The sequence below is a fragment of the Micromonospora sp. WMMB482 genome (genome assembly GCF_019038635.1).
Taxonomy (GTDB): Bacteria; Actinomycetota; Actinomycetes; order Mycobacteriales; family Micromonosporaceae; genus Micromonospora; species Micromonospora marina.
Window position 1 is genome coordinate 3,972,632 of record NZ_JAHOPD010000020.1, and the last position, 21,811, is coordinate 3,994,442.

At 73.5% G+C, this 21,811-nt stretch carries 21 protein-coding genes and 1 pseudogene; 15 read left to right on the plus strand and 7 right to left on the minus strand.

All coding sequences use genetic code 11. The features are described 5' to 3' along the window. The first annotated feature begins 458 nt into the window (after positions 1 to 458). Both KSK32_RS19920 and KSK32_RS19925 read left to right on the plus strand, forming a co-directional pair. Positions 459 to 968: an adenylate kinase gene (locus KSK32_RS19920; protein ID WP_289256166.1), complete on the plus strand. Its 510-nt coding sequence runs from the start codon at positions 459 to 461 to the stop codon at positions 966 to 968. Between the two features lie 47 nt (positions 969 to 1,015). Next, a complete protein-coding gene (locus tag KSK32_RS19925; RefSeq protein WP_216932564.1) occupies positions 1,016 to 2,338 on the plus strand; it encodes an MATE family efflux transporter in 1,323 nt (440 codons plus the stop codon). Between the two features lie 6 nt (positions 2,339 to 2,344). On the opposite strand, the gene KSK32_RS19930 is transcribed toward KSK32_RS19925, so the two are convergent. The 3 genes from KSK32_RS19930 to KSK32_RS19940 form a co-directional block, all read right to left on the minus strand. Then, positions 2,345 to 3,286: a hypothetical protein gene (locus KSK32_RS19930; RefSeq protein ID WP_216932565.1), complete on the minus strand. Its 942-nt coding sequence runs from the start codon at positions 3,284 to 3,286 to the stop codon at positions 2,345 to 2,347. An 84-nt stretch (positions 3,287 to 3,370) separates the two neighbouring features. Beyond that, the gene (locus KSK32_RS19935; protein ID WP_216932566.1) at positions 3,371 to 3,670 is read right to left on the minus strand and encodes a hypothetical protein; all 300 of its coding nucleotides are present in this window, start codon (positions 3,668 to 3,670) and stop codon (positions 3,371 to 3,373) included. Between the two features lie 41 nt (positions 3,671 to 3,711). Next, positions 3,712 to 4,707, minus strand: a complete 996-nt coding sequence (locus KSK32_RS19940) for a hypothetical protein (protein ID WP_216932567.1) — start codon at positions 4,705 to 4,707, stop codon at positions 3,712 to 3,714. 108 nt (positions 4,708 to 4,815) lie between these two features. Between KSK32_RS19940 and truB the strand changes: the two genes are divergently transcribed. From truB to KSK32_RS19975, 7 genes are all read left to right on the plus strand, one after another. Continuing rightward, the gene (gene truB, locus KSK32_RS19945) at positions 4,816 to 5,700 is read left to right on the plus strand and encodes a tRNA pseudouridine(55) synthase TruB (RefSeq protein ID WP_216932568.1); all 885 of its coding nucleotides are present in this window, start codon (positions 4,816 to 4,818) and stop codon (positions 5,698 to 5,700) included. Between the two features lie 32 nt (positions 5,701 to 5,732). Further along, complete coding sequence (locus KSK32_RS19950) at positions 5,733 to 6,659, plus strand: bifunctional riboflavin kinase/FAD synthetase (RefSeq protein WP_018785906.1); 927 nt, start codon at positions 5,733 to 5,735, stop codon at positions 6,657 to 6,659. A 181-nt stretch (positions 6,660 to 6,840) separates the two neighbouring features. Then, the gene (rpsO, locus tag KSK32_RS19955) at positions 6,841 to 7,110 is read left to right on the plus strand and encodes a 30S ribosomal protein S15 (RefSeq protein WP_013284678.1); all 270 of its coding nucleotides are present in this window, start codon (positions 6,841 to 6,843) and stop codon (positions 7,108 to 7,110) included. 219 nt (positions 7,111 to 7,329) lie between these two features. Next, positions 7,330 to 9,729: a polyribonucleotide nucleotidyltransferase gene (locus KSK32_RS19960; protein ID WP_216932569.1), complete on the plus strand. Its 2,400-nt coding sequence runs from the start codon at positions 7,330 to 7,332 to the stop codon at positions 9,727 to 9,729. A 122-nt stretch (positions 9,730 to 9,851) separates the two neighbouring features. Beyond that, positions 9,852 to 11,219, plus strand: coding sequence for a pitrilysin family protein (locus KSK32_RS19965; RefSeq protein WP_289256338.1), 1,368 nt, complete (start codon positions 9,852 to 9,854; stop codon positions 11,217 to 11,219). 54 nt (positions 11,220 to 11,273) lie between these two features. Continuing rightward, positions 11,274 to 12,035, plus strand: coding sequence for a 4-hydroxy-tetrahydrodipicolinate reductase (gene dapB, locus KSK32_RS19970; RefSeq protein ID WP_216932570.1), 762 nt, complete (start codon positions 11,274 to 11,276; stop codon positions 12,033 to 12,035). 73 nt (positions 12,036 to 12,108) lie between these two features. Beyond that, positions 12,109 to 12,570: a GNAT family N-acetyltransferase gene (locus KSK32_RS19975; RefSeq protein WP_216932571.1), complete on the plus strand. Its 462-nt coding sequence runs from the start codon at positions 12,109 to 12,111 to the stop codon at positions 12,568 to 12,570. A gap of 67 nt (positions 12,571 to 12,637) precedes the next feature. Here the strand turns inward: KSK32_RS19975 and KSK32_RS19980 are convergent. From KSK32_RS19980 to KSK32_RS19990, 3 genes and pseudogenes are all read right to left on the minus strand, one after another. Further along, positions 12,638 to 12,997, minus strand: a pseudogene (locus KSK32_RS19980) (amylo-alpha-1,6-glucosidase); the annotation flags it as partial. A gap of 215 nt (positions 12,998 to 13,212) precedes the next feature. Next, positions 13,213 to 13,593, minus strand: a complete 381-nt coding sequence (locus tag KSK32_RS19985; protein WP_216932572.1) for a VOC family protein — start codon at positions 13,591 to 13,593, stop codon at positions 13,213 to 13,215. A 64-nt stretch (positions 13,594 to 13,657) separates the two neighbouring features. Further along, positions 13,658 to 14,260, minus strand: a complete 603-nt coding sequence (locus KSK32_RS19990; protein ID WP_216932573.1) for a GNAT family N-acetyltransferase — start codon at positions 14,258 to 14,260, stop codon at positions 13,658 to 13,660. Positions 14,261 to 14,295: 35 nt separating this feature from the next. On the opposite strand from KSK32_RS19990, the gene KSK32_RS19995 reads away from it, so the two are divergent. After that, complete coding sequence (locus tag KSK32_RS19995; protein WP_216932574.1) at positions 14,296 to 15,600, plus strand: glycosyltransferase family 87 protein; 1,305 nt, start codon at positions 14,296 to 14,298, stop codon at positions 15,598 to 15,600. Here KSK32_RS19995 and KSK32_RS20000 read toward each other — a convergent pair. Next, on the minus strand, positions 15,505 to 16,050 hold the full coding sequence (locus KSK32_RS20000; RefSeq protein ID WP_216932575.1) for a GNAT family N-acetyltransferase: 546 nt from the start codon (positions 16,048 to 16,050) through the stop codon (positions 15,505 to 15,507). The two genes, KSK32_RS19995 and KSK32_RS20000, sit on opposite strands and share 96 nt — an antisense overlap. A 79-nt stretch (positions 16,051 to 16,129) precedes the next feature. Between KSK32_RS20000 and KSK32_RS20005 the strand changes: the two genes are divergently transcribed. The 5 genes from KSK32_RS20005 to KSK32_RS20025 all read left to right on the plus strand — a co-directional run bounded on the left by KSK32_RS20005 (position 16,130) and on the right by KSK32_RS20025 (position 21,680). After that, a complete protein-coding gene (locus KSK32_RS20005) occupies positions 16,130 to 17,359 on the plus strand; it encodes a winged helix-turn-helix domain-containing protein (RefSeq protein ID WP_216932576.1) in 1,230 nt (409 codons plus the stop codon). After that, complete coding sequence (locus KSK32_RS20010; RefSeq protein ID WP_216932577.1) at positions 17,349 to 18,050, plus strand: DUF2752 domain-containing protein; 702 nt, start codon at positions 17,349 to 17,351, stop codon at positions 18,048 to 18,050. The genes KSK32_RS20005 and KSK32_RS20010 overlap by 11 nt, the downstream gene beginning before the upstream one ends. A 172-nt stretch (positions 18,051 to 18,222) precedes the next feature. Next, entirely contained in the window at positions 18,223 to 18,960 is a 738-nt protein-coding gene (gene thyX, locus KSK32_RS20015) for an FAD-dependent thymidylate synthase (RefSeq protein WP_120573916.1), read from the plus strand. 52 nt (positions 18,961 to 19,012) lie between these two features. After that, a complete protein-coding gene (dapA, locus tag KSK32_RS20020; protein WP_216932578.1) occupies positions 19,013 to 19,939 on the plus strand; it encodes a 4-hydroxy-tetrahydrodipicolinate synthase in 927 nt (308 codons plus the stop codon). 52 nt (positions 19,940 to 19,991) lie between these two features. After that, on the plus strand, positions 19,992 to 21,680 hold the full coding sequence (locus KSK32_RS20025) for a ribonuclease J (protein ID WP_216932579.1): 1,689 nt from the start codon (positions 19,992 to 19,994) through the stop codon (positions 21,678 to 21,680). Positions 21,681 to 21,811: the final 131 nt, after the last annotated feature.

Consider the following 21,811-nt stretch of genomic DNA (forward strand, 5'->3'; position numbering starts at 1 on the left):
AACGTTAATTTGGGTGCGGGACCGGCGCTTCGCGGCGCTGGTCACGGGCGGTGGTGCCGCACCCGGCTCCGCCTCCCTCCAGGGTCAGACCGACCCGGGCTCCCGCTGCCAGGCGAGCCGCTCCGGTGATCCCGGACCGCTGCCGGGCGCTCAGCCGCCGACGACCTCCGGTCGGGCGCGACTCGCTGTCGCGCCGAGCCGGAGCGCCGGGCGCCCGTAGGACCGCCACGTCCGGCGGTCCGCACCCTGGAAGGACCTCAGATGCCCAGCAAGCGCAAGCCGCAGAACGAGACCACCACCGACGAAGCGCGCGAGCAGATGCGCCGCGCGCTGCAGACCTCGATGGACACCCGTCAGTGACGGACGCCGTTCGGCGGTGACGCCGGCCGGGCCGCGCGCGCGGTCCGCCGTCGACGTCACCGCCGCGCGGGAACCCGCTCCCGCGCTACCGTCGCCCGGTGCGACGCATTCTCGTGGTCGGCAGCTCCGGTGCCGGCAAGAGCACGCTTGCCGGTGAACTGGCCCGGCGACTCGATCTGCCGCTGATCCACCTCGACCGGCACCACTGGCGTTCCGGCTGGGTCGCCCCCGCCGTCGACGACTTCCGCGCCGCGGTGGCCGCGCTCGCCGCCCGCCCGGCCTGGGTGATGGACGGCAACTACGCGAGCACGCTCGACCTGCGGCTGCCCCGCGCCGACCTGCTGGTGCTCTGCGACACCTCCCGGCCGCGCTGCCTGACCCGGATCGTGCGCCGCCGGTGGGCGCACCGCGCCGCACCCCGTCCCGACCTGCCCGAGGGCTGCCCGGAACGCCTCGATCTCGGCTCCCTGCGCCACGTCTGGCGCTACCCCCGAGACTCCCGGCCCCGGGTCTTCGCCGCGCTCGCCGAGCACGCCCCCGAGCTGCCGGTACGCCGTCTGCGCGGGCGGCGTGACACGGCCCGCTTCCTGGCCGGTGCGGGTAAGTAGTCGCCCGCCTTGCGGACCTTACTGAGAGCGTGCCAGGATCGGCGGCGATGAGCACCACTGCCGCCCCCGCCGTCACCGCCTCGCCGCGGCGGATCGCCGCGCTCGCGCTACCCGCCCTCGTGGTGCTGGCCGCCGAGCCGCTCTACGTCCTGGTCGACACCGCGGTGGTCGGCCACCTCGGCCGGGTGCCGCTGGCCGCGCTCGCAGTCGGCGGCACGGTCATGACGCTCACCGCCTGGGTCGGCACCGTCGTCGCGTACGGCACCACCGGCCGCTCGGCCCGCCGCTTCGGGGCGGGGGACCGGGCCGCCGCGGTGGCCGAGGGCGTCCAGGCGTCCTGGCTCGCCCTCGCCACCGGAGTGCTGGTGGCGGTCGCCATCGGCATCGGCGGCGGCGCGCTGGCGCGTACCCTCGTCGGCGGCCCCGGCGAGGTGGCCGACGCCGCCGCCGGATGGCTGCGGGTCGCGGCGCTGGGCGCGCCCGGCCTGCTGCTCGCCGCCGCCGGCAACGGCTGGCTGCGCGGCATCCAGGACACCCGCCGCCCGCTGCTGTTCGTGCTCGGCCCGAACCTGCTCTCCGCGGTGCTCTGCCCGCTGCTGGTCTATCCGGCCGGGCTCGGCCTGGTCGGCTCGGCGGTGGCGAACGCGATCGCGCAGACGCTCTCCGGTGTCCTGTTCGCGGCGGCGCTCGTGCGGGAGCGGGTCTCGCTGCGGCCCCGGCCCCGGGTGATCGGTCAGCAGCTAGTGCTCAGCCGTGACCTGCTCGTGCGGGGCGTCGCGTTCCAGGCCAGCTTCCTGTCCGCCACCGCCGTCGCGGCCCGCTTCGGCGCCGCCGCGGTGGGCGCGCACCAGATCGCCGTACAGCTGTGGTTCTTCACGGTGCTGGTGCTCGACGCCCTGGCCATCGCCGCGCAGTCGCTGGTCGGCGCCGCGCTCGGTGGCGGCGACGCGCCAGGCGCACGGTTCCTGGCCCGCCGCATCGCGCTGCTCGGCGGCCTGTGCGGCGTGGCCTTCGCGGTGCTGATCGCCGCCGGCGCCGGGCTGGTGCCGTCGTGGTTCAGCTCCGATCCGCAGGTACGCGAGCAGGCCATGACCGCCTGGCCCTGGTTCGTCGCGCTCCAGCCGATCGGCGGTGTGGTGTTCGCCCTCGACGGGGTGCTGATCGGCGCGGGCGACGTGCGCTACCTGCGCAACCTCACCATCGTGTGCGCGTTCGGCGGGTTCCTGCCGGCGATCTGGCTGGCCTACGCGTTCGACCTCGGGCTGGGCGGGATCTGGGCCGGGCTGACGCTGTTCGTGGTGCTGCGGCTGGCCGGCCTGCTGCTGCGGACGCGCTCCGGCGCGTGGGCGGTGGTCGGCGCGGTGCGCTGACGCCGGTCAGCAGGGCTGGAACGAACCGGCGCCACCCATCCACGGCTCGACCACGAAGAAGCCCTCGCCCAGCCGGGCGCAGTCGACGTTGTTCGTGCTCGCCTGCGCGGAGACGAGCCAGAGCCCGCGCTTCGCCGCCGGCAGCCCTTCGGAGTGGGGAACCTCCCAGACGACCCGGTCGCGGATGGTGGCGATCCCGGCCCGGCCGGGCGTCGTCCGCGGCACGTCGAACGCGTACATCCAGACGTACTCGGTGGTGATCCGCAGGATCGGCCGGCCGTCGTCGCCGGTGACGGTCCGGTAGCGCATCTCACCCCGGACCCGGATCTCGTCGGCGCTGTCCTGCGAGCCGATCCGGGTGGCGTAGTTCAGGAACGACGAGTCCTCGAAGTCGGTACGCAGCTGAGCGCGCGAGGCAGGCGCAAGAAGCGCCAGGAACGGTTCCGTGTCGCCGAGAATCATGGACAGGTCGAGCCGGGCCTGGATCACCGCGGCCCGGACCTGGGTCAGCGCCGCGCCCACCTCGCGGGCGGTGAACGGCGGTCGCGCCGCGGCCTGCGGTAGCACGATCCCGGCCTCGCCGACCGCGAAGTCCGCGCCGAGGGTGCCCGCGAAGAGGTTGCGCGGCTCGCCCACCCGGCTGAGCGGGACCGGCGACGGGCTGGCCTCGGCCGAGGCCGCGGCGGCGGTGCCGCCCCGCACCCGGTCGACCGTGACCCGGCCGAGCACGGCCGTGCCGCCGATCAGCGCCAGCGCGAGCACCACCACGAGCGCGACGTGGCGCTTGCCGCGCTGCCGGGACCAGACCAGGCGGAACCGCTCGGCCCGGGTCAGCGGCACCTGCGCGTCCGCGCCTGTCATCCAGCTCGGTAGCTGGACCTGCTCACCCCGGGTGGCGACGGCGTAGGGGTCCGGGCCGGGGGGAGAGGTTCCGTTCTCGGTGCTCATGAGGCGTCCCAGGGAGTGCAGGGGGCGGGCAGCGCATGATCATCGCACCCGGAGGGCTGGCGCGCTGCCCCGTGCCTGCGCCGGTCAGATCCGCCCCTGCCGGATCGCCCAGGCGAGGTAGAGCATGCCGACCACGAGCAGCGCCGCCGTCACCGCGACGAACACGAACGACCCGATCGCGGCCACCGTCGGGTGCCGCTCGCCGAACCGGGTCCGGCCCTGCCAGGCCCACATCCGGCGCCGCGCCGCCGCCAGCGCCGGTACGCCGTCGACGAGGCCGGACAGGCGGCGGCCGAGAGTACGGCGGGGCGGCTCCGGATTGCGCATCCAGTCCGGCAGGTCCACCCGGGCACGGTGGGGTGGCGGGGGCGGGGCGTCGCTCATCGAAGGCTCCTACAGCGGGGCGGCGTGGTGAGGCAGGCGGGTCAGCAGGTGTCCGGCAGGTCGACCGTCTTGTCCGGGTCGAAGACCGCGTCCGGGTCCGGGTCGGCCGGCCCGCCGAACGACGGCTTGCCGAGCGCGAGCAGGCCCTTGTCCAGCGCGGCGCAGTCGATGTTGGAGGAGTACGAGTCGGCCCGCTCGATCCACAGCCCGGCGGAGGCGGTGGTCACGTCGGCCGGGTGCGGGATGCTCCACCTCACCGTGTCGTGCACCACCACGACGCCGTCGCCCGGCGCGGGGCTGGTGGTGGGGAACGCGTACGCCCAGACGAAGTTGGTGGTCACCTCCAGGATGCGGATGCCGTCCCGGTCCTTCGTCGCGCGGTAGCTGATCCGGCCCTTGACCCGGGGCTGGTCGGCGGTCAGCCGGGCGCCGGGGGCGAGCCGGGTCGCGTAGGTGCCCGCCTCGCCGGTGGGGAAGTCGTCGCGCACACCGGCCCGCGCGTCCGGGGCGAACTGCCGGACCAGCCGCTCCGGATCCTTCGCGGTGAAGAACGTCCGGTCCAGCCGGGCGGTGACCAGGGCCTTGCGAACCTTGGCCAGCGTGTCGGCCACCTGCTTCTCGGTGAACGGGCCGGTCCGCTTGGCCCGGGGCAGCGCGATCCCCGCCGCACCCTCCGGGAAGCCGGCCGCCGGGGTGCCGTCGAACGGACCGGCCGCCGGCGGCGGAGACGCCGACGAGGACGCCTGCTCACCGACCGGCAGGCTCACCGTGGGGTGTTCGGCGGCCGGCTCGCGCCAGCGCTGGAAGCCCTGGTAGCCGAGGCCGCCGACGAGCCCGAAGAACGCGAGCAGCGTCACCACGACCGCGCCGCCGAGCAGCTTGCCGGAGTGCCCCCCGAGCGCGATCCGCAGCCGGTCCGCGCGGCCGGGCGGCACCTCGGGCGCGGGCTGCCGCAGCCACTCGGGCACCCGTCCCAGCGTGTCCTCCGGCGGCCGGGCGGCGGAGTAGGGGTCGGGGACGGAACGGTGATCGGTCATCGGACTTCCCGGGCAGACGGGGCGCTGGCGCACGATCTTGACACCCGGCCGAAGCTGGACGGTATCCCCCGCAGGGCCGATCACCGCCGTCTGGCAGGCTTGGCGGTCGTGAGCACAGACGGTCTGATCGTGGTCGACAAGCCCGGCGGCATGACGTCGCACGACGTCGTGGCCCGCATCCGGCGGCTGGCCCGTACCCGCCGCGTCGGCCACGGCGGCACGCTCGACCCGATGGCCACCGGCGTCCTGGTGATCGGGGTGGGCCGGGCGACCCGGCTGCTCACGTACGTGATCGGCGCCGGCAAGAGCTACGCCGCGACGATCCGGCTGGGTCAGTCCACCGTCACCGACGACGCCGAGGGCGAGGTGGTCGCGACCACCCCGGCCGGCGCGGTCACCGACGACGGGATTCGCGCCGCGCTGGCCGCCCTCACCGGGGAGATCGACCAGGTGCCGAGCGCGGTCAGCGCCATCAAGATCGACGGGCGGCGGGCGTACAAGCGGGTCCGCGACGGCGAGGCGGTCGACCTGCCCGCGCGCCGGGTCACCGTCTCCCGGCTGGACGTGCTGGCCATCCGCCGGGACAGCCCGGACGTGGTGGACGTGGACGTGGACGTGACCTGCTCGTCCGGGACGTACATCCGGGCGCTGGCCCGCGACGCGGGCGCGGCCCTCGGCGTCGGTGGTCACCTCACCGCGCTGCGCCGGACCGCCGTGGGCGGCTTCACGCTGGCCGAGGCGGCCACGCTCGACCAGCTCGAGGAACGCGCGCCGGACGTGGTGAACCTGCCGCTGGACGCCGCCGCCGAGCGGTTCTTCCCGCGCCGGGACGCCACCGCCGACGAGACCCGGGTGCTGTCCCACGGCGGGCCGCTGTCGCCGGCCGGCATCACCGGACCGTACGCCGTCTTCGACCCGGCGGGCGGGCTGATCGCTATCGTCAGCGAGCGGGACGGCCGGGCCCGCGCGGAGATCGTGCTGGCCCCGGCCTGAACGGCGCGCGGGCGGACAGGGGGAGGAGCGGCATGCAGCGGTGGCGGGGGTACGAGGCGGCACCCGGCGGCTGGGGACGCTCGGTGGTCACCATCGGCGTCTTCGACGGTGTGCACCGGGGGCACCAGGCGACCATCGGTCACGCCGTGGCGCGCGCCCGGGAGCTGGGCGTCAAGTCGGTGGTGGTGACGTTCGACCCGCACCCGGCCGAGGTGGTACGCCCCGGCTCGCACCCGGCGGTGCTGACCGAGCCGGCCCGCAAGGCCGAGCTGATCGAGGCGCTCGGCGTGGACGTGCTCTGCGTGGTGCCGTTCACAGTCGAGTTCTCCCGGCTCCCACCCGAGGCGTTCGTGCACGACGTCCTGGTCGCGCACCTGCACGCCGCGCTGGTGGTGGTCGGCGACAACTTCCGCTTCGGGCACCGGGCCGCGGGTGACGTGCCGCTGCTGGAGCGGCTGGGCCGCACCTTCGGGTTCGCGGTCGAGGGGGCGCCGCTGGTCGCCGAGGCGGGGACCGTCTTCTCCTCCACGTACATCAGGTCCTGCGTCGACGCGGGCGACGTGGGCGCGGCGGCGGCGGCGCTCGGCCGCCCGCACCGGGTGGAGGGCGTGGTGGTCCGCGGCGACCAGCGCGGACGTGAGCTGGGTTACCCCACCGCCAACCTGCTGACCCACAGGTACGCGGCGGTGCCCGCCGACGGCGTGTACGCGGCCCGCCTGGTGCGCCGCGACGGCGAACCGCTGGCGGCGGCGGTGTCGATCGGCACCAACCCGACGTTCTCCGGCCGGGAGCGGCGGGTGGAGGCGTACGCGCTGGACTTCACCGGCGACCTGTACGGCGAGCGGCTGGCCCTGGACTTCGTGGCGCACCTGCGTGAGCAGCGGACGTACGACGCGATCGAGCCGCTGGTGGCCCAGATCGCCGAGGACGTGGAGCGCACCCGCCGGGCGGTGCTCTGACCCGCGGGGGCGACCTTGACCGGCCGTCCGGCCCGAGGGCTGGTAGGCTGGCGGAGACGTCGGCTGACCGACGGGGGCCTCGCGTGCCTGCACGACGCCGCGGGTGCGAGGAACCGGTCCGTTGCACCGGTCACCACGACCGCTCCGGACCTCATCGAATGACCCACGAAACAGGGAGAACATGGCGCTCGACCAGGAAGCCAAGGCCAAGATCCGCCAGGAGTACGCGACCGCCGAGGGCGACACCGGCTCGCCCGAGGTGCAGGTCGCGGTCCTGACCAAGCGGATCGCGGAGCTCACCGAGCACCTGAAGGTGCACAAGCACGACCACCACAGCCGCCGTGGGCTGCTGCTGCTGGTCGGCCGGCGCCGCCGGCTGCTGAACTACGTCCAGAAGAAGGACATCAACCGCTACCGGTCGCTCATCGAGCGGCTCGGCCTGCGCCGATGACCTGACGGGGGAGTGGCCGCCTGGCCGCTCCCCCGTTCCGGTACCACCGAAGAACCCGGCCGCGCGACACCCGAGAGGGAGCCGGTCAGCACCGGTCTCCGGTAGTGGCCCCCGGGAATCCCGGCACGACGCCGGCCACCCCGGGCGCTTCGATCGAAGACCGGCCGCCTGAGCAGTTCCCGTGTCGTCGGCCGACGACGCGAAGGAGCACCACAGCACATGACCGAGACCAACCTCGGCACCGAATCCCGCACCGCGGTGATCGACAACGGGGCCTTCGGCACCCGCGAGATCACCTTCTCCACCGGCCGTCTGGCCCGCCAGGCCGCCGGCTCCGTCGTCGCCCAGCTCGGCGAGACGGTCGTCCTCTCCGCCACCACCGCCGGCAAGCAGCCGCGGGAGTCGTTCGACTTCTTCCCGCTGACCGTCGACGTCGAGGAGCGGATGTACGCCGCGGGCCGCATCCCCGGCTCGTTCTTCCGCCGCGAGGGCCGGCCCAGCGAGGACGCGATCCTCACCTGCCGGCTGATCGACCGGCCGCTGCGCCCGTCGTTCGTCAAGGGCCTGCGCAACGAGGTCCAGGTCGTCGAGACCGTGCTGGCGCTCGACCCGCAGCACCCGTACGACGTGGTGGCGATCAACGCCGCGTCGATGTCGACCAAGCTCTCCGGCCTGCCGTTCTCCGGCCCGATCGGCGCGACCCGGGTCGCGCACGTCGACGGCCAGTGGGTCGCCTTCCCGACCCTGGAGGAGCTGGAGCGGGCCACCTTCGACATGGTCGTGGCCGGCCGCACCCTGCCGGACGGCGAGGTCGCGATCATGATGGTCGAGGCCGAGGCCACCCCGAACGCCGTGACCCTGATCTCGGGCGGCGCCACCGCGCCGACCGAGGAGATCGTGGCCAGCGGCCTGGAGGCCGCCAAGCCGGCCATCCGCGAGCTGTGCCGGGCGCAGAGCGAGCTGGCCGAGGTGGCCGCGAAGCCGGTCGCCGAGTTCCCGGTCTTCCTGGACTACTCCGACGACGCGTACGACGCGGTGGCCGACGTGGCCCGCGCCGACGTCACCGAGGCGCTGAAGATCGCCGGCAAGGCCGACCGCGAGGAGGCCCTGGACCGGATCAAGGCCAAGGTCGCCGAGGAGCTGACCGGCCGGTTCGAGGGCCGCGAGAAGGAGCTCTCCGCCGCGTTCCGTTCGCTGACCAAGTCCGAGGTCCGCAACCGGGTGCTGCGCGAGCAGGTCCGCATCGACGGCCGCGGCCCGCGCGACATCCGTCCGCTGACCGCCGAGGTCGGCGTGCTGCCGCGGGTGCACGGCTCGGCGCTGTTCGAGCGCGGCGAGACCCAGATCCTGGGCGTCACCACGCTGAACATGCTGCGCATGGAGCAGATGGTGGACACGCTGTCCCCGGAGAACCGCAAGCGCTACATGCACAACTACAACTTCCCGCCGTACTCGACCGGTGAGACCGGCCGGGTCGGCTCGCCGAAGCGGCGCGAGATCGGCCACGGCGCGCTCGCCGAGCGGGCGCTGATCCCGGTGCTGCCCTCGCGCGAGGAGTTCCCGTACGCCATCCGGCAGGTCTCCGAGGCGCTCGGCTCCAACGGCTCCACCTCGATGGGTTCGGTCTGCGCCTCGACGCTGGGCCTGCTCTCGGCCGGTGTGCCGCTGAAGGCGCCGGTCGCCGGCATCGCCATGGGCCTCATCTCCGACGAGGTCGACGGCAAGACCCAGTACGTGACGCTGACCGACATCCTCGGTGCCGAGGACGCGTTCGGCGACATGGACTTCAAGGTCGCCGGCACCCGTGACTTCGTCACCGCGCTCCAGCTCGACACCAAGCTGGACGGCATCCCGTCGGACGTGCTGGCCGCCGCGCTCCAGCAGGCGCACGAGGCCCGGCAGACCATCCTCGACGTGATGCAGCGGGCCATCGAGGCGCCGGCCGAGATGTCGGACTACGCCCCGCGGGTGACCACCGTCAAGATCCCGGTCGACAAGATCGGCATGGTGATCGGCCCGAAGGGCCAGACCATCAACGCGATCCAGGACGAGACCGGCGCCGAGATCTCCATCGAGGACGACGGCACGATCTACGTCGGCGCCACGAACGGCCCGTCCGCCCAGGCCGCGGTGGACCGGATCAACGGGATCGCCAACCCGACGCTGCCGAAGGCCGGCGAGCGGTTCCTCGGCACCGTGGTGAAGACCGCCGCGTTCGGCGCCTTCATCTCGCTGCTGCCGGGCCGCGACGGCCTGCTGCACATCTCCAAGGTGGGCGACGGCAAGCGGGTCGAGAAGGTCGAGGACTTCCTCAACGTCGGCGACAAGGTCGAGGTCGAGATCGCGGACATCGACGCCCGCGGCAAGATCTACCTGGACAAGGTCCGCCCGGAGGGCGCCGAGGCGCCGGCCGCCGCCGAGGGTGGCGACCGTCCGTCCGGCCGGGACCGCGGCGGCGACCGCGGCCCGCGTGACCGGGGTGACCGGGAGCGCCGCTCCGAGGGTGGCGAGCGCCGCTCCGAGGGTGGCGAGCGCCGCTCCGAGGGTGGCGAGCGCCGCTCCGAGGGTGGCGAGGGCGGCGGCGAGTCCCGTCCGCGCCGCCGGACCCGGCACAGCTGATCCACCGACCGGCCCGGGTGACGTCCGCGTCACCCGGGCCGGCCCACGGCTCCAGGTCGCCTGCGCGAACTGGAGCCGTCGTACGTCCCGCCGATCCTCGTCACCCCGGAGAGCAGGTTCTCGTGAGTTCGTCAGTCGCCTCGACGGGACGGGGGGTGGCGCCGACCGGTTCGGCGGCCCGCGCGGTCACCCGGACGCTCAGCGACGACCCGCTCGGCGGCACCGTCCGCCGTACCGTGCTGCCCAGCGGGCTGCGCGTGCTCACCGAGGCGGTCCCGGCGATGCGCAGCGTGTCGTTCGGCATCTGGGTGGCGGTCGGCTCGCGTGACGAGACCGGCACGCAGGCCGGTGCCGCGCACTTCCTGGAGCACCTGCTGTTCAAGGGCACCAACAAGCGCAGCGCGCTGGAGATCTCGGCGCAGATCGAGGCGGTGGGCGGCGAGACGAACGCCTTCACCACGAAGGAATACACCTGCTACTACGCCCGGGTGCTGGACGAGGACCTGCCGCTGGCCATCGACGTCATGTGCGACCTGGTCGCCGACTCGGTGCTGGCCCCCGCCGACGTGGAGACCGAACGCGGCGTCATCCTCGAAGAGATCGCCATGCACGACGACGAGCCCGGCGACGAGGTGCACGACCTGTTCGCCCGCGCCGTCTACGGCGACCACCCGCTGGGCAGGCTCATCTCCGGCACCGAGGAGACTGTCACGCCGATGACCCGGCGGCAGATCCAGGGCTTCTACCGCCGCCGCTACACCGCGCCGCAGATCGTGATCGCCGCCGCCGGGAACCTCGACCACACCGCCGTGGTCAAGCTGGTCCGGCAGGCGGTGCGCGGCACCCCGCTGGACACCGATCCGGCGTCACCGGCGCCGCAACGCCTTGCCACCCCGGCGGTACGCACCAAGCCGGCCACCACGCTCGTCGAGCCGAAGGAGAGCGAGCAGGCGCACGTCATCCTCGGCTGCCCGGGGATCGACCGCACCGACGACCGGCGGTTCGCCCTCGGCGTGCTGAACAACGTGCTCGGCGGCGGCATGTCCAGCCGCCTGTTCCAGGAGATCCGGGAGCAGCGCGGCCTGGCGTACTCGGTCTACTCGTACGCCAGCCAGTACGCCGACAGCGGCGTGTTCGCCGTCTACGCCGGCTGCGCGCCGGGCAAGGTGGACGAGGTGCTTGACCTGACCCGCGCGGAGCTGGCGCGGGTGGCCGCCGAGGGGATCACCGAGGCCGAGCTGGCCCGGGGCAAGGGGATGAGCAAGGGCTCGTTCGTGCTCGGGCTGGAGGACACCGGCTCGCGGATGAGCCGGCTCGCCAAGGGGGAGCTGCTCTACGGAAACCTGATGCCGGTGGACGACCTGCTGGCCCGGGTGGACGCGGTGACGCTCGACGACGTGAACACCCTCGCCGCCGACCTGCTCGGCCGGCCCATGTCGCTGGCCGTGGTCGGCCCGTTCGACTCCGGCAGCTTCGCGGCCACCAGCTGAGCGGCCCGCCGGTCCGCCGGACCACGCGCCGGGCGCTGGGATAGGTTGTGGCCCGTGACTGAGCAGCAGAAGACGGCGGCCCGGGTCGGTGTGCTGGGTGCCCGGGGCCGGATGGGCACGGAGGTCTGCAAGGCGGTCGAGGCCGCCGCCGACCTGGAGCTGGTCGCGGCCGTCGACCAGGGCGACGACCTGGACGCGGTGGCGCGGGCGGGCGCCGGTGTGGTCGTCGACTTCACCACCCCCGACGCGGTCATGGACAACCTGCGCTGGTGCGTCGAGAACGGCGTGCACGCGGTGGTCGGTACCACCGGCTTCACCGAGCAACGGCTCGCCGAGGTGCGGGGCCGGCTCGCGGACCGGCCCGGCGTGGGCGTGGTGATCGCCCCCAACTTCGGCATCGGCGCGGTGCTGATGATGCAGTTCGCGGCGCGCGCCGCCCGCTACTTCGAGTCGGTCGAGATCGTCGAGCAGCACCACCCGCGCAAGCTGGACGCGCCGAGCGGCACCGCCATCCACACGGCCCGGCTGATCGCCGCCGCCCGCGCCGACGCCGGCCTGGGGCCCGCGCCGGACGCGACCCGCGACGAGGTGCCCGGTGCTCGCGGCGCCGACATCGACGGGGTACGCGTGCACGCCGTCCGCGCCACGGGCCTGGTCGCCCACCAGGAGGTGCTGTTCGGCACCACCGGGGAGACGCTCACCATCCGGCACGACTCGTACGACCGGGTGTCGTTCATGCCCGGCGTGCTGCTCGCGGTCCGGGAGGTCGGCCGTCGCCCCGGTCTGACAGTCGGCCTGGACGCCCTGCTCGACTGACCCGTCGCGGGCCTGCTCCGGCCTCCGCGGAAACCGTTTCGCCTGGTCGGAGGCGTGAACCTAGGCTGTCTCCATGATCGATTACGGACATTCCGACCGCACCGGCCGCCGGGTGACGCTGCGCCCGGTGGACGACGACAACTGGCGGGCCGTGGCGGACGTCGCGCCGCACGACGACCAGCGCGCCTTCGTGGCCGCGCTGGCCGCCCGCTACCTGCTTCTCACCGAGCGCTCGGACGTCTGGAACTCGCTGGCCGTCCACGCCGACGAGACGGTCGTCGGCCACGTCATGTGGGGCGTGGACGACGACGGGTCGCGCTGGATCGGCGGCATGGTGATCGACGCCGCCGAGCAGGGCCGGGGCCTGGGCCGCGCCACCGTACGGACGCTCACGGATCGGCTCGCCGAGGCGGGTGAGCCGATCCGCCTGAGCTACCACCCCGACAACAAGCCCGCCGCCGCCCTCTACACCTCGCTCGGCTTCCACCCCACCGGCGCCATGGAGGACGACGAACTGGTGGCCGAACTCCGGTGACCGACCGAGCTGCCGATCATGAGGTTGGCGGCATTCCGGGAGATCCACGAGGCCGTCAACCTCATGATCAGCGCGTTCGAGCGGTGGGGGCACGGGGGACGGGGTGCGGGGGAAGGGGATCTGGGGATCTGGGGGAGGTGAGTGGTCTGCAGGGGGTGGGCAGGTCCTTCAGGGTGGGGTCGTCGCCGCCGTACAGCTCGGGGAGGCGGTAGTCGAACGCCTCGGCGGCGAGCAGGCCGTCGGCGAGGCGGAGCGCCGCCGCGCGGTGCCCGTCGCGGGCCAGCCCGGCGAGCACGATCGCGGTGTCGTGCGCCCAGATCGAACCGCAGTGGTACGACAGCGCGCTGAACCCGGCGTCGTCGGTGGACATGGTGCGCAGCCCGAAGCCGCCGGCCATCGCCTCGGTGGCGAGCAGCGCCGCGACGGCGCCGGCGTCTTCCGTACGTTCTGGTCAGCGGCTCGCTCGGCAAGGGCACCCAGTATCCGCTGAAGCTCGGTGCGGCGCTGCTGGCCACCATCCCGGTGGCGGTACTGTTCTTGATCTTCCAGCGCTACTTCGTCCGGGGCGCCGACGAGGGCGCGGACAAGGAGTGAGCGGCGGCCGGCGGTCCCGCCCCGTGCCGGGACCGCCGGCTCACCGGCTCAGTCCTCCGCGATGACCGACATGACGTTGCCGGCCGGGTCGGTGAACCAGGCGATGGTGGGGCCGTTGTCGCGCATGATCCCCTTGTCGTCCTGCGGCATGCCGTCGTACCGCTCGAGCCGTACGCCACGCGCGACCAGCTCGTCGACCGCCCGGTCGACGTCCGGGACGGGGAAGTTGAGCACGGTGTAGCTCGCCGGGCGGTGGTCGGGCTTCGGGTAGACGAGCACCGGCCGATCGCCGGCCAGGTGCAGCGTCAGGACCCCGCCCATCGCGTCGTCCCGGGTAACCCGTAGCCCCAGCACGTCGGCGTAGAACCGCTGCGCCCGGTCCGGGTCGTCCACCGAGAACCCGCTGAACGCCTTCGTGTCGCCGAACATGATCCGCTCCTCACTCTGGCCTGTGTCGTGCCTACCAGGGTCGGACCGGTGCGGGGGCGGAAACTCATCGGTCGGCGGGAGGCGCTTCCGGGTCCGCCGCCGCGTCCTCGGGGACGGCCACGTGCAACCGGAGCTGGGGGACCAGCATGTCGTCCACGTCCAGCGCTCGGGCCGCGCCGTCCGGCTCCCAGCCGGTCGAGCCGAGGAACTTGCGGGTCGCCGCGTCGGCGTCGAACGCCCACGCCACCGCCCGGGTCAGACCGTCGGCGCGCCAGTGGTCGACGGCCGCGGTGAGCAGCCGGCTGCCGTGCCCGCGCCGCCCCCACCGGGGTTCGACCAGCAGATCCGTGACCGCCGCGACGTCCGAGCCGAGGGCCTCGGCCGGCTCGTCCGGGGCGAGCGCGTCGGCGTCGGCCGGACCGGAGGCGACGAACCCCACCAGATAGGATTGCGCCGCCTGTTCGACGGCGACCAGCACCCGGTGCGCGCCCGAGGGCGGCTCCTGCACCGCCGCACTCCACCGCCGCGCGAGGTACGCCTCGTCGAGGTTGTCGAGCACGTGCCGGGGCAGGATCCGGCGGTACGCGACCCGCCAGGTCGCGAGCTGGATGCGCGCGATCTCGCCGACGTCGGAGGGACGCGCGGGACGGACGTAGCCTGCAGCCATGGCACGTGAGCCTACGCAGGGCGAGGAGGGTGACGGTGGCGCAGGGTGCCGGGCGGACGGTCGCGCAGGTCGTCGCCGTGGTGGCGCTCGCCGCGGCGGTCACCGTGTTCCTCTCCGTGGCGGCGGTGCGGCACGGCTTCTTCGACCTGCAGGTCTACTACGGCGCGCTGACGTACTGGGCGCGTGACGGCGGGGAGATCTACGACTTCCTGCGTGCCGGCACGCAGTACGGCTTCACCTACCCGCCGTTCGCCGCGCTGGTGATGCTGCCGATGGCGTACCTGCCGTGGAACGCCGCGATCGTGGTGAGCGTGACCCTGACGGTGGTGACGAGCGCCGTGGTGATCTGGCGGCTGCTGGACCCGGTGGCCCGCCGGTCCGGCTGGACCCGCTGGTTCGCGCTCGCGGTCGCGCTCTGCCTGGCCGCCGCGTACGAGCCGATGCGGGAGACGGTCAACTTCGGCCAGGTCAACATGCTGCTGCTGTTCCTGGTGGCGGTGGACCTGCTGTGGCTGCTGCCGGCGCGCAGCCGCTGGGCGGGGGTGGGCATCGGCCTGGCCACCGCGATCAAGCTGACGCCCGGCATCTTCATCGTCTACCTGCTGGTCACCGGCCGCTGGCGGGCCGCGCTGACCACTGTCGGCACCGCCGCCGTCGCCACGCTGGTGGCCGCCGGTCTCTTTCCCGACGCCTCCCGGGAGTTCTGGACCGAGGCGCTGTGGAACACCGACCGGGTCGGTGAGCTGGCGTTCGTCTCCAACCAGTCGCTGCGCGGGGTGGTGGCCCGGCTCGACCCGCAGCACCCGAGCACGATCGCCTGGCTGGTGCTCGTACTCCTGACGCTCGTGGTGTGGGCGTGGCGGTCGCGGGCGGCGGTGGCCGCCGGCGACGAGGCCACCGGCCTGGCTCTGACCGGCGCCGTGATGTGCCTGGTCAGCCCGGTCACCTGGGTGCACCACCTGGTCTGGCTGCTGCCCGGGTTGATCCTGCTCGTCGACAACGGCATGGCGGCGCCCGCGCGCAGCCGCCGGCGCCGTCTGCTGCTGGCCGCCGCGTCGATCGGGTACGCGCTGCTGTGCAGCCGGATCGTCTGGTCCTGGGAGAAGGACTTCACCGGCGTGGACGGATTCCTCGGCAGCAACACGTACGTGTGGATCAGCCTGGCGCTGCTGCTCGGGCTGCCGATCCGGCGCTGGCTCACGCCGGCCGGTGGCGAGCGGCTCGGCGGGGAGGCCCCGGCCGGGTCAGCTTCCGGCGGTGTACCGCAGCTCGCGGAGCAGGATCGGGGTGCGGCCACCGGACAGCGGCACCGGGTAGGTGGACTCCTCGCCGTCCGGTGAGTGCCCGGCCCGCTCGTAGAAGCGGCGGGCCCGGACGTTGTCGGCGAGCACCCAGAGCCGGTACGTGGTCCAGCCCCGTTCGGCCAGGCCGTCGCGGGCCGCCGCGAGCAGCGTCCGGGCGGCGCCCGAGCCCCAGTGCGCCGGTTCCAGGTAGATCGCCAGCAGTTCGCCGTGCGCCGGGTCGAGGTCGCCGCGGTCCTGGTTGTTCCGGTACGGCCCGAACGTGGTGAACCCGACTACCGTGCCGCCGTCCTCGGCGACGAGCGTGGTGAACGGGTGTTCCGGGTCGGCGGTGCCGAGGTCGCGGCGGCGCTGCGCCCAGGCGCGGGGGTTCAGCCGGGTCAGCACCTCCGCGGGCATGATCCCGGCGTAACCGGCCTGCCAGCCGTGGACGTGCACCCGGGCGATCGCCTCGGCGTCGTCCGGTTCCTCCCGGCGGATGGTGAGCACCTGTCCGTTCTATGCCCCGACGGGCGATCGGTCCAGCCGCCGCTCCCGGTGTCGTACCTGTCGATTAGGGTCGCCGACGATGGCCGTACCGGAATCGCTCTCCCTCGCCCAGGCCCGCCGGATCGCCCTGGCCGCCCAGGGCTTCGCCGACCCGGCGCCTGCCGGCGTGCCCACCCGGCGGCACCTGCGTCGGGTGCTCGACCGGGTCGGGCTCATCCAGATGGACTCGGTGAACGTGCTCCAGCGCGCGCACTACCTGCCGCTCTACAGCCGGCTCGGGCCGTACCCGACCGCCCTGCTGGACACCGCCGCCTACCGCCGCCCGCGTGAGCTGTTCGAATACTGGGCGCACGAGGCGTCGCTGGTCCCGGTGGGGCTGCACCCCGCGTTGCGCTGGCGGATGGCCAAGGCCCGCGACGAGGCGTGGGGCGGGATGCGCCGGATCGCCGAGGAGCAGCCCGGACTGGTCGCCTGGGTCCGCGACGAGGTGGCCACCCGGGGGCCGCTGACCGCGGCCGAGATCGAGCACGACGCGCCACGGGAGACCGGCAACTGGGGCTGGAACTGGTCGGCCGTGAAGCGGGCGCTGGAGTTCCTGTTCTGGGCCGGGGAGGTCAGCGCCGCCGACCGCACCAACTCGTTCGCCCGCCGCTACGACCTGCCCGAGCGGGTTCTTCCGGCCGCCGTGCTGGACGCGCCCACCCCGAGCGACGCCGAGGCGTACCGGGCGCTCGTCTCGATCGCCGCCCGCTCGCTGGGTGTGGCCGCCGAGCCGGAGCTGCGCGACTACTTCCGGCTCCCGGTCGCCGGGGCGCGGCAGGCGGTGGCCGACCTGGTCGAGGCGGGTGAGCTGACCCCGGTCACCGTGCAGGGCTGGCGGCATCCCGCCTACCTGCACACCGACGCCCGGCTGCCCCGCTGGGTCCGCGGCAACACGCTGGTCAGCCCGTTCGACCCGCTGGTCTGGGAGCGGGCGCGCACCGAGCGGCTGTTCGGCTTCACCTACCGGATCGAGATCTACGTCCCGGCGCCCCAGCGGGTGTACGGCTACTACGTGCTGCCCTTCCGCCAGGGCGAGCGTTTCACCGCCCGCGTCGACCTGAAGGCCGACCGGAAGGCCGGGACGCTGCTGGTGCCCGCCGCCTGGGTCGAGCCGGGCGCCGACCCGGGGGAGACCGCGGTGGCGCTCGCCGCCGAGCTGTACCGGCTGGCCGGTTGGCTCGGCCTGGACGCGGTCGCCCCGCCCGCCGCGGGCGACCTGGCGGGGCCGCTGGCCGCCGCGCTGGTGGGCGTGGCCGGTGTACGGTGAGCGCGTGACGAGCGTTGACCGGCCTGCCACCGCGCCCGACCCGCACGCCGAGCCGCACCCGTATGCCGGGCCGCAGCCGACGGCACAGGCGCAGGCCCACGCGCACGCCGGGACGCCTTTGCACGCGGAGGCGCACGAGCACGCCCCGGCGCTCTCGTTCGCGCACGACGGGGCACACACTCCGCCTGGAGCGCCTGGAGCGCCGTGGCCGGGGGGTCACCCGGTGGCCTACCAGCCGGTCGAGCCCGACCGGTTCACCCGGATGGTGCTGCGCCTGCACGCCCGCGCCCCGCGCTGGGCGGTGCCGCTGGCCGCGCTCGGCTGCGTCGGCCTCGGCATCGCGTACGCGCTGATCAGCGACCCGACCCGCAGCGACCCGGACGCCGCGCCGACCTGCCTGCTCAAGCTGACCACCGGGTTGGACTGCCCGGGTTGCGGCGGCACCCGCGCGCTCTGGTTCGTGCTGCACGGCGACCTGCCCGCCGCCGCCCGGCACCACTTCCTGTTCGTCTTCGCGCTGCCGTTCCTGGCCTGGCTCTTCGTCGCCTGGGCCGGCAACCGGGCGTTCGGCTGGAAGCTGCCCGAGGCGCGGTTCAGCCCCAAGGTCATCGGCCTGTTCCTGGCCGCCTGGGGGGTCTTCTCGGTGGCCCGCAACCTCCCGTGGGAACCCTTCACCTCGCTCTACGTCTGATCTGACCCGAGCGCTCCGAGATCTTGGTATGAAACGGCCCCTATGGGGGCGCTTTCCTTCCAAGATCTGCTCGTGGTCCGTGTTCGTCCGGCTGTCGGTGCCGGGAGTCACGTCAGCGTGGCCGACTTTCCCCGCCGGGCGGGCGGCCACTACAGTCGCAGGAATGCCGGAGATGGTGCAGCCCCAGGTCAAGTTGATCGCGTGGACCCAGTTCCAGGCGCCCGAAGAGGTGCCCTGGTCCACCGACGCCGACGGCGGGCAGGCGCTCGCCGAGTTCGCCGGCCGGGCCTGCTACCAGAGCTGGAAGAAGCCGAACCCGGCCACCGCCACAAACGCCGGTTACCTGGCGCACATCCTGGAGGTCGGCCACCTGAGCGTGCTGGAGCACGGCTCGGTGAGCTTTTACTTCAGCGGCGTCTCCCGCTCGTTCACCCACGAGCTGATCCGGCACCGGCACTTCTCCTACTCGCAGCTCTCCCAGCGCTACGTGCCCGAGCGGGACGCGGCGATGGTCGAGCCGTCGGTGATCGCCGACGACCCGGAGCTGCACAAGAAGTTCGTCGAGGCAACCGACGCGGCGGTGCGGGCGTACACCGAGTTGCTGGAGGGGCTGGAGGCCCGCTTCACCGACGAGCCCAACCCGACGCTGCGCCGCAAGCAGGCCCGCCAGGCGGCCCGGGCGGTGCTGCCGAACGCCACCGAGACGCGGATCGTGGTGACCGGCAACTACCGGGCCTGGCGCCACTTCGTCAAGATGCGCGCCACCGAGCACGCCGACGTGGAGATCCGCGAGCTGGCCGTCGAGTGCCTGCGCCAGCTCAAGGGTGTCGCGCCGAACGTCTTCGCCGACTTCGTGATCTCCACCCTGCCCGACGGCACCGAGGTGGCAGCGTCGCCGCACGCGGAGTGACTCCTCGCCCTTCGCCGCCGGGCCACCGGCGGCCGTCCGCTAGGTTGTGAGCATGACGCACGACCACTCCGCCGCCCCGAGCCGGGGCGCGTCGCGCCCGTTCGGGCGAGTGATGACGGCCATGGTGACCCCGTTCACGCCGGACGGCAGCCTGGATCTCGACGGCGCCGCCCGGCTGGCCGAATATCTCGTCGACGAGCAGGGCAACGACGCGCTGGTGCTCAACGGCACCACCGGCGAGTCCCCGACCACCACGGAGGCGGAGAAGGAGTCGCTGATCCGCGCCGTGGTCGAGGCGGTCGGCGACCGGGCCCGGATCGTCGCCGGGGTGGGCACGAACGACACCCGGCACACCGTCGAGCTGGCGTCGCAGGCCGAGAAGGCCGGTGCGCACGGCCTGCTGGTGGTCACGCCGTACTACAACAAGCCGCCGCAGGCCGGGCTGCTGCGTCACTTCACCACCGTCGCGGACGCCACCGGCCTGCCGGTCATGCTCTACGACATCCCGCACCGCGCGGGAGTGGCGATCGCCACCGAGACGCTCGTGAAGCTGGCCGAGCACGGTCGGATCGTCGCGGTGAAGGACGCCAAGGGCGACCTGTTCGCCACGTCGGAGGTGCTCAGCCGCACCGACCTGGCCTACTACAGCGGCGAGGACGCGCTCACCCTGCCGATGCTGTCGATCGGCGCGGTCGGCGTGGTCGGCACCTCGACGCACTTCACCGGCGCGCTGACCAAGCAGATGATCGAGGCGTTCGAGGCGGGCGACAACGCCCGGGCGCTCACCCTGCACCGGCAGTTGCTGCCGCTCTACACCGGCATCTTCCGCACCCAGGGCACGATCCTGGTCAAGGCCGGCCTGGGGGCGCAGGGTCGCCCGGCCGGCCCGGTGCGACCGCCGCTCGTCGACGCCACCGGTGACGAACTGGCCCAGCTGCGTGCCGACTGCGCCGCGGCGGGCCTGCCCCTGCCCGAATGAAATCAACGACACGACGGACGCCGCGCGACGGCGTCGCAGAATGAGGTGACGCGTGACCGAGGCGCACATCGAGGGTGAACTGCCCCCGCCGCTGCCCGAGGGCGGCCTGCGGATCATCCCGCTCGGCGGACTCGGCGCCATCGGCCGGAACATGACCGTCTTCGAGTACGACGGCAAGCTGCTCATCGTCGACTGCGGGGTGCTGTTCCCCGACGTCGAGCAGCCGGGTGTGGACCTGATCCTGCCCGACTTCGGCCCGATCCTGGACCGGCTGGCCGACGTGCAGGCGATCGTGCTCACGCACGGCCACGAGGACCACATCGGCGCGGTGCCGTACCTGCTCGCCCACAAGCCGGACATTCCGCTGGTGGGCTCGCAGTTCACGCTCTCGCTCGTCGAGGCGAAGCTGGCCGAGCGGCGGATCCAGCCGTACTCGCTGACCGTGCGGGAGGGCGGCCGGGAACGGCTGGGCCCGTTCGAGTGCGAGTTCTTCGCGGTGAACCACTCGATCCCGGACGCGCTGGCGGTGGCCATCCGTACCCCGGCCGGCCTGGTGCTGCACACCGGCGACTTCAAGATGGACCAGCTCCCGCTCGACGGGCGGATCACCGACCTGGCCGGGTTCGCCCGGCTCGGCGCCGAGGGCGTCGACCTGCTGCTGTCCGACTCGACGAACGCGGAGATCCCCGGGTTCGTCACGCCGGAGCGGGAGATCGGCCCGGTCCTCGACTCGATCTTCGCGAAGGCCAAGGGGCGGATCATCGTCGCCTCGTTCGCCTCGCACGTGCACCGGGTGCAGCAGGTCTTCGACTCGGCGGTCGAGCACGGCCGCAAGGTGGCGCTGATCGGCCGGTCCATGGTCCGCAACATGGGCATCGCCCGCGACCTGGGCCTGCTCAACATCCCGGCCGGCCTGGTGGTCGGGATCGAGGAGGCCACGAACCTGCCGCCCGAGCAGATCGTGCTGATGTCCACCGGTTCGCAGGGTGAGCCGATGAGCGCGCTGGGCCGGATGGCCAGCGGCGACCACCGGCACATCACCATCGCGCCCGGCGACACCGTGGTGCTGGCGTCGTCACTGGTACCCGGCAACGAGACCTCGGTCTACCGGGTGATCAACCGGCTGGCCCGGGCCGGTGCCGTGGTGGTGCACAAGGACGTCGCGAAGGTGCACGTGTCCGGCCACGCCCCGGCCGGCGAGCTGCTCTACCTGCTCAACGTCGTCCGCCCGAGCAACCTGATGCCGGTGCACGGCGAGTGGCGGCACCTGCGGGCGCACGCCCGCCTCGGCATCGAGTCCGGCGTCGCGCCGGACCGGGTCGTGCTGTGCGAGGACGGCGACGTGGTCGACCTGGTCGAGGGCCGCGCCAGCCTGGTCGGCCGGGTCAAGAGCCGGTACGTCTACGTCGACGGTCTCGCCGTCGGCGACGTCAGCGAGTCGCTGCTCACCGAACGCCGGATCCTCGGCGACGGCGGGTTCATCGCCGCGACGGTCGTGGTCGACTCGGTCACCGGCAAGGTGGTCGCCGGGCCGACCGTCTCGGCGAAGGGCTTCTCCGAGGATCCGGCCGCGTTCAACCCGGTGGTCCCGCTGGTCACCGAGGCGCTGAACCGGGCCGCCGCGGACGGCATCACCGATCCGCACCAGCTCCAGCAGATCGTCCGCCGCACGGTGGGCCGCTGGGTCAACGACGCGTACCGTCGTCGGCCCATGATCGTCCCGACCGTCGTCGAGGTCTGACCCGACCGCGCCGCGCGCCGGTCCACCGTCCGCGGTGGGCCGGCGCCGTCGCTTTGCGGGTACGCCCCGACACGGCGCGTCGAAACGTGGTGACCGTACTCATCCGATCGGCGTCCGTCTCCGTACCTCCC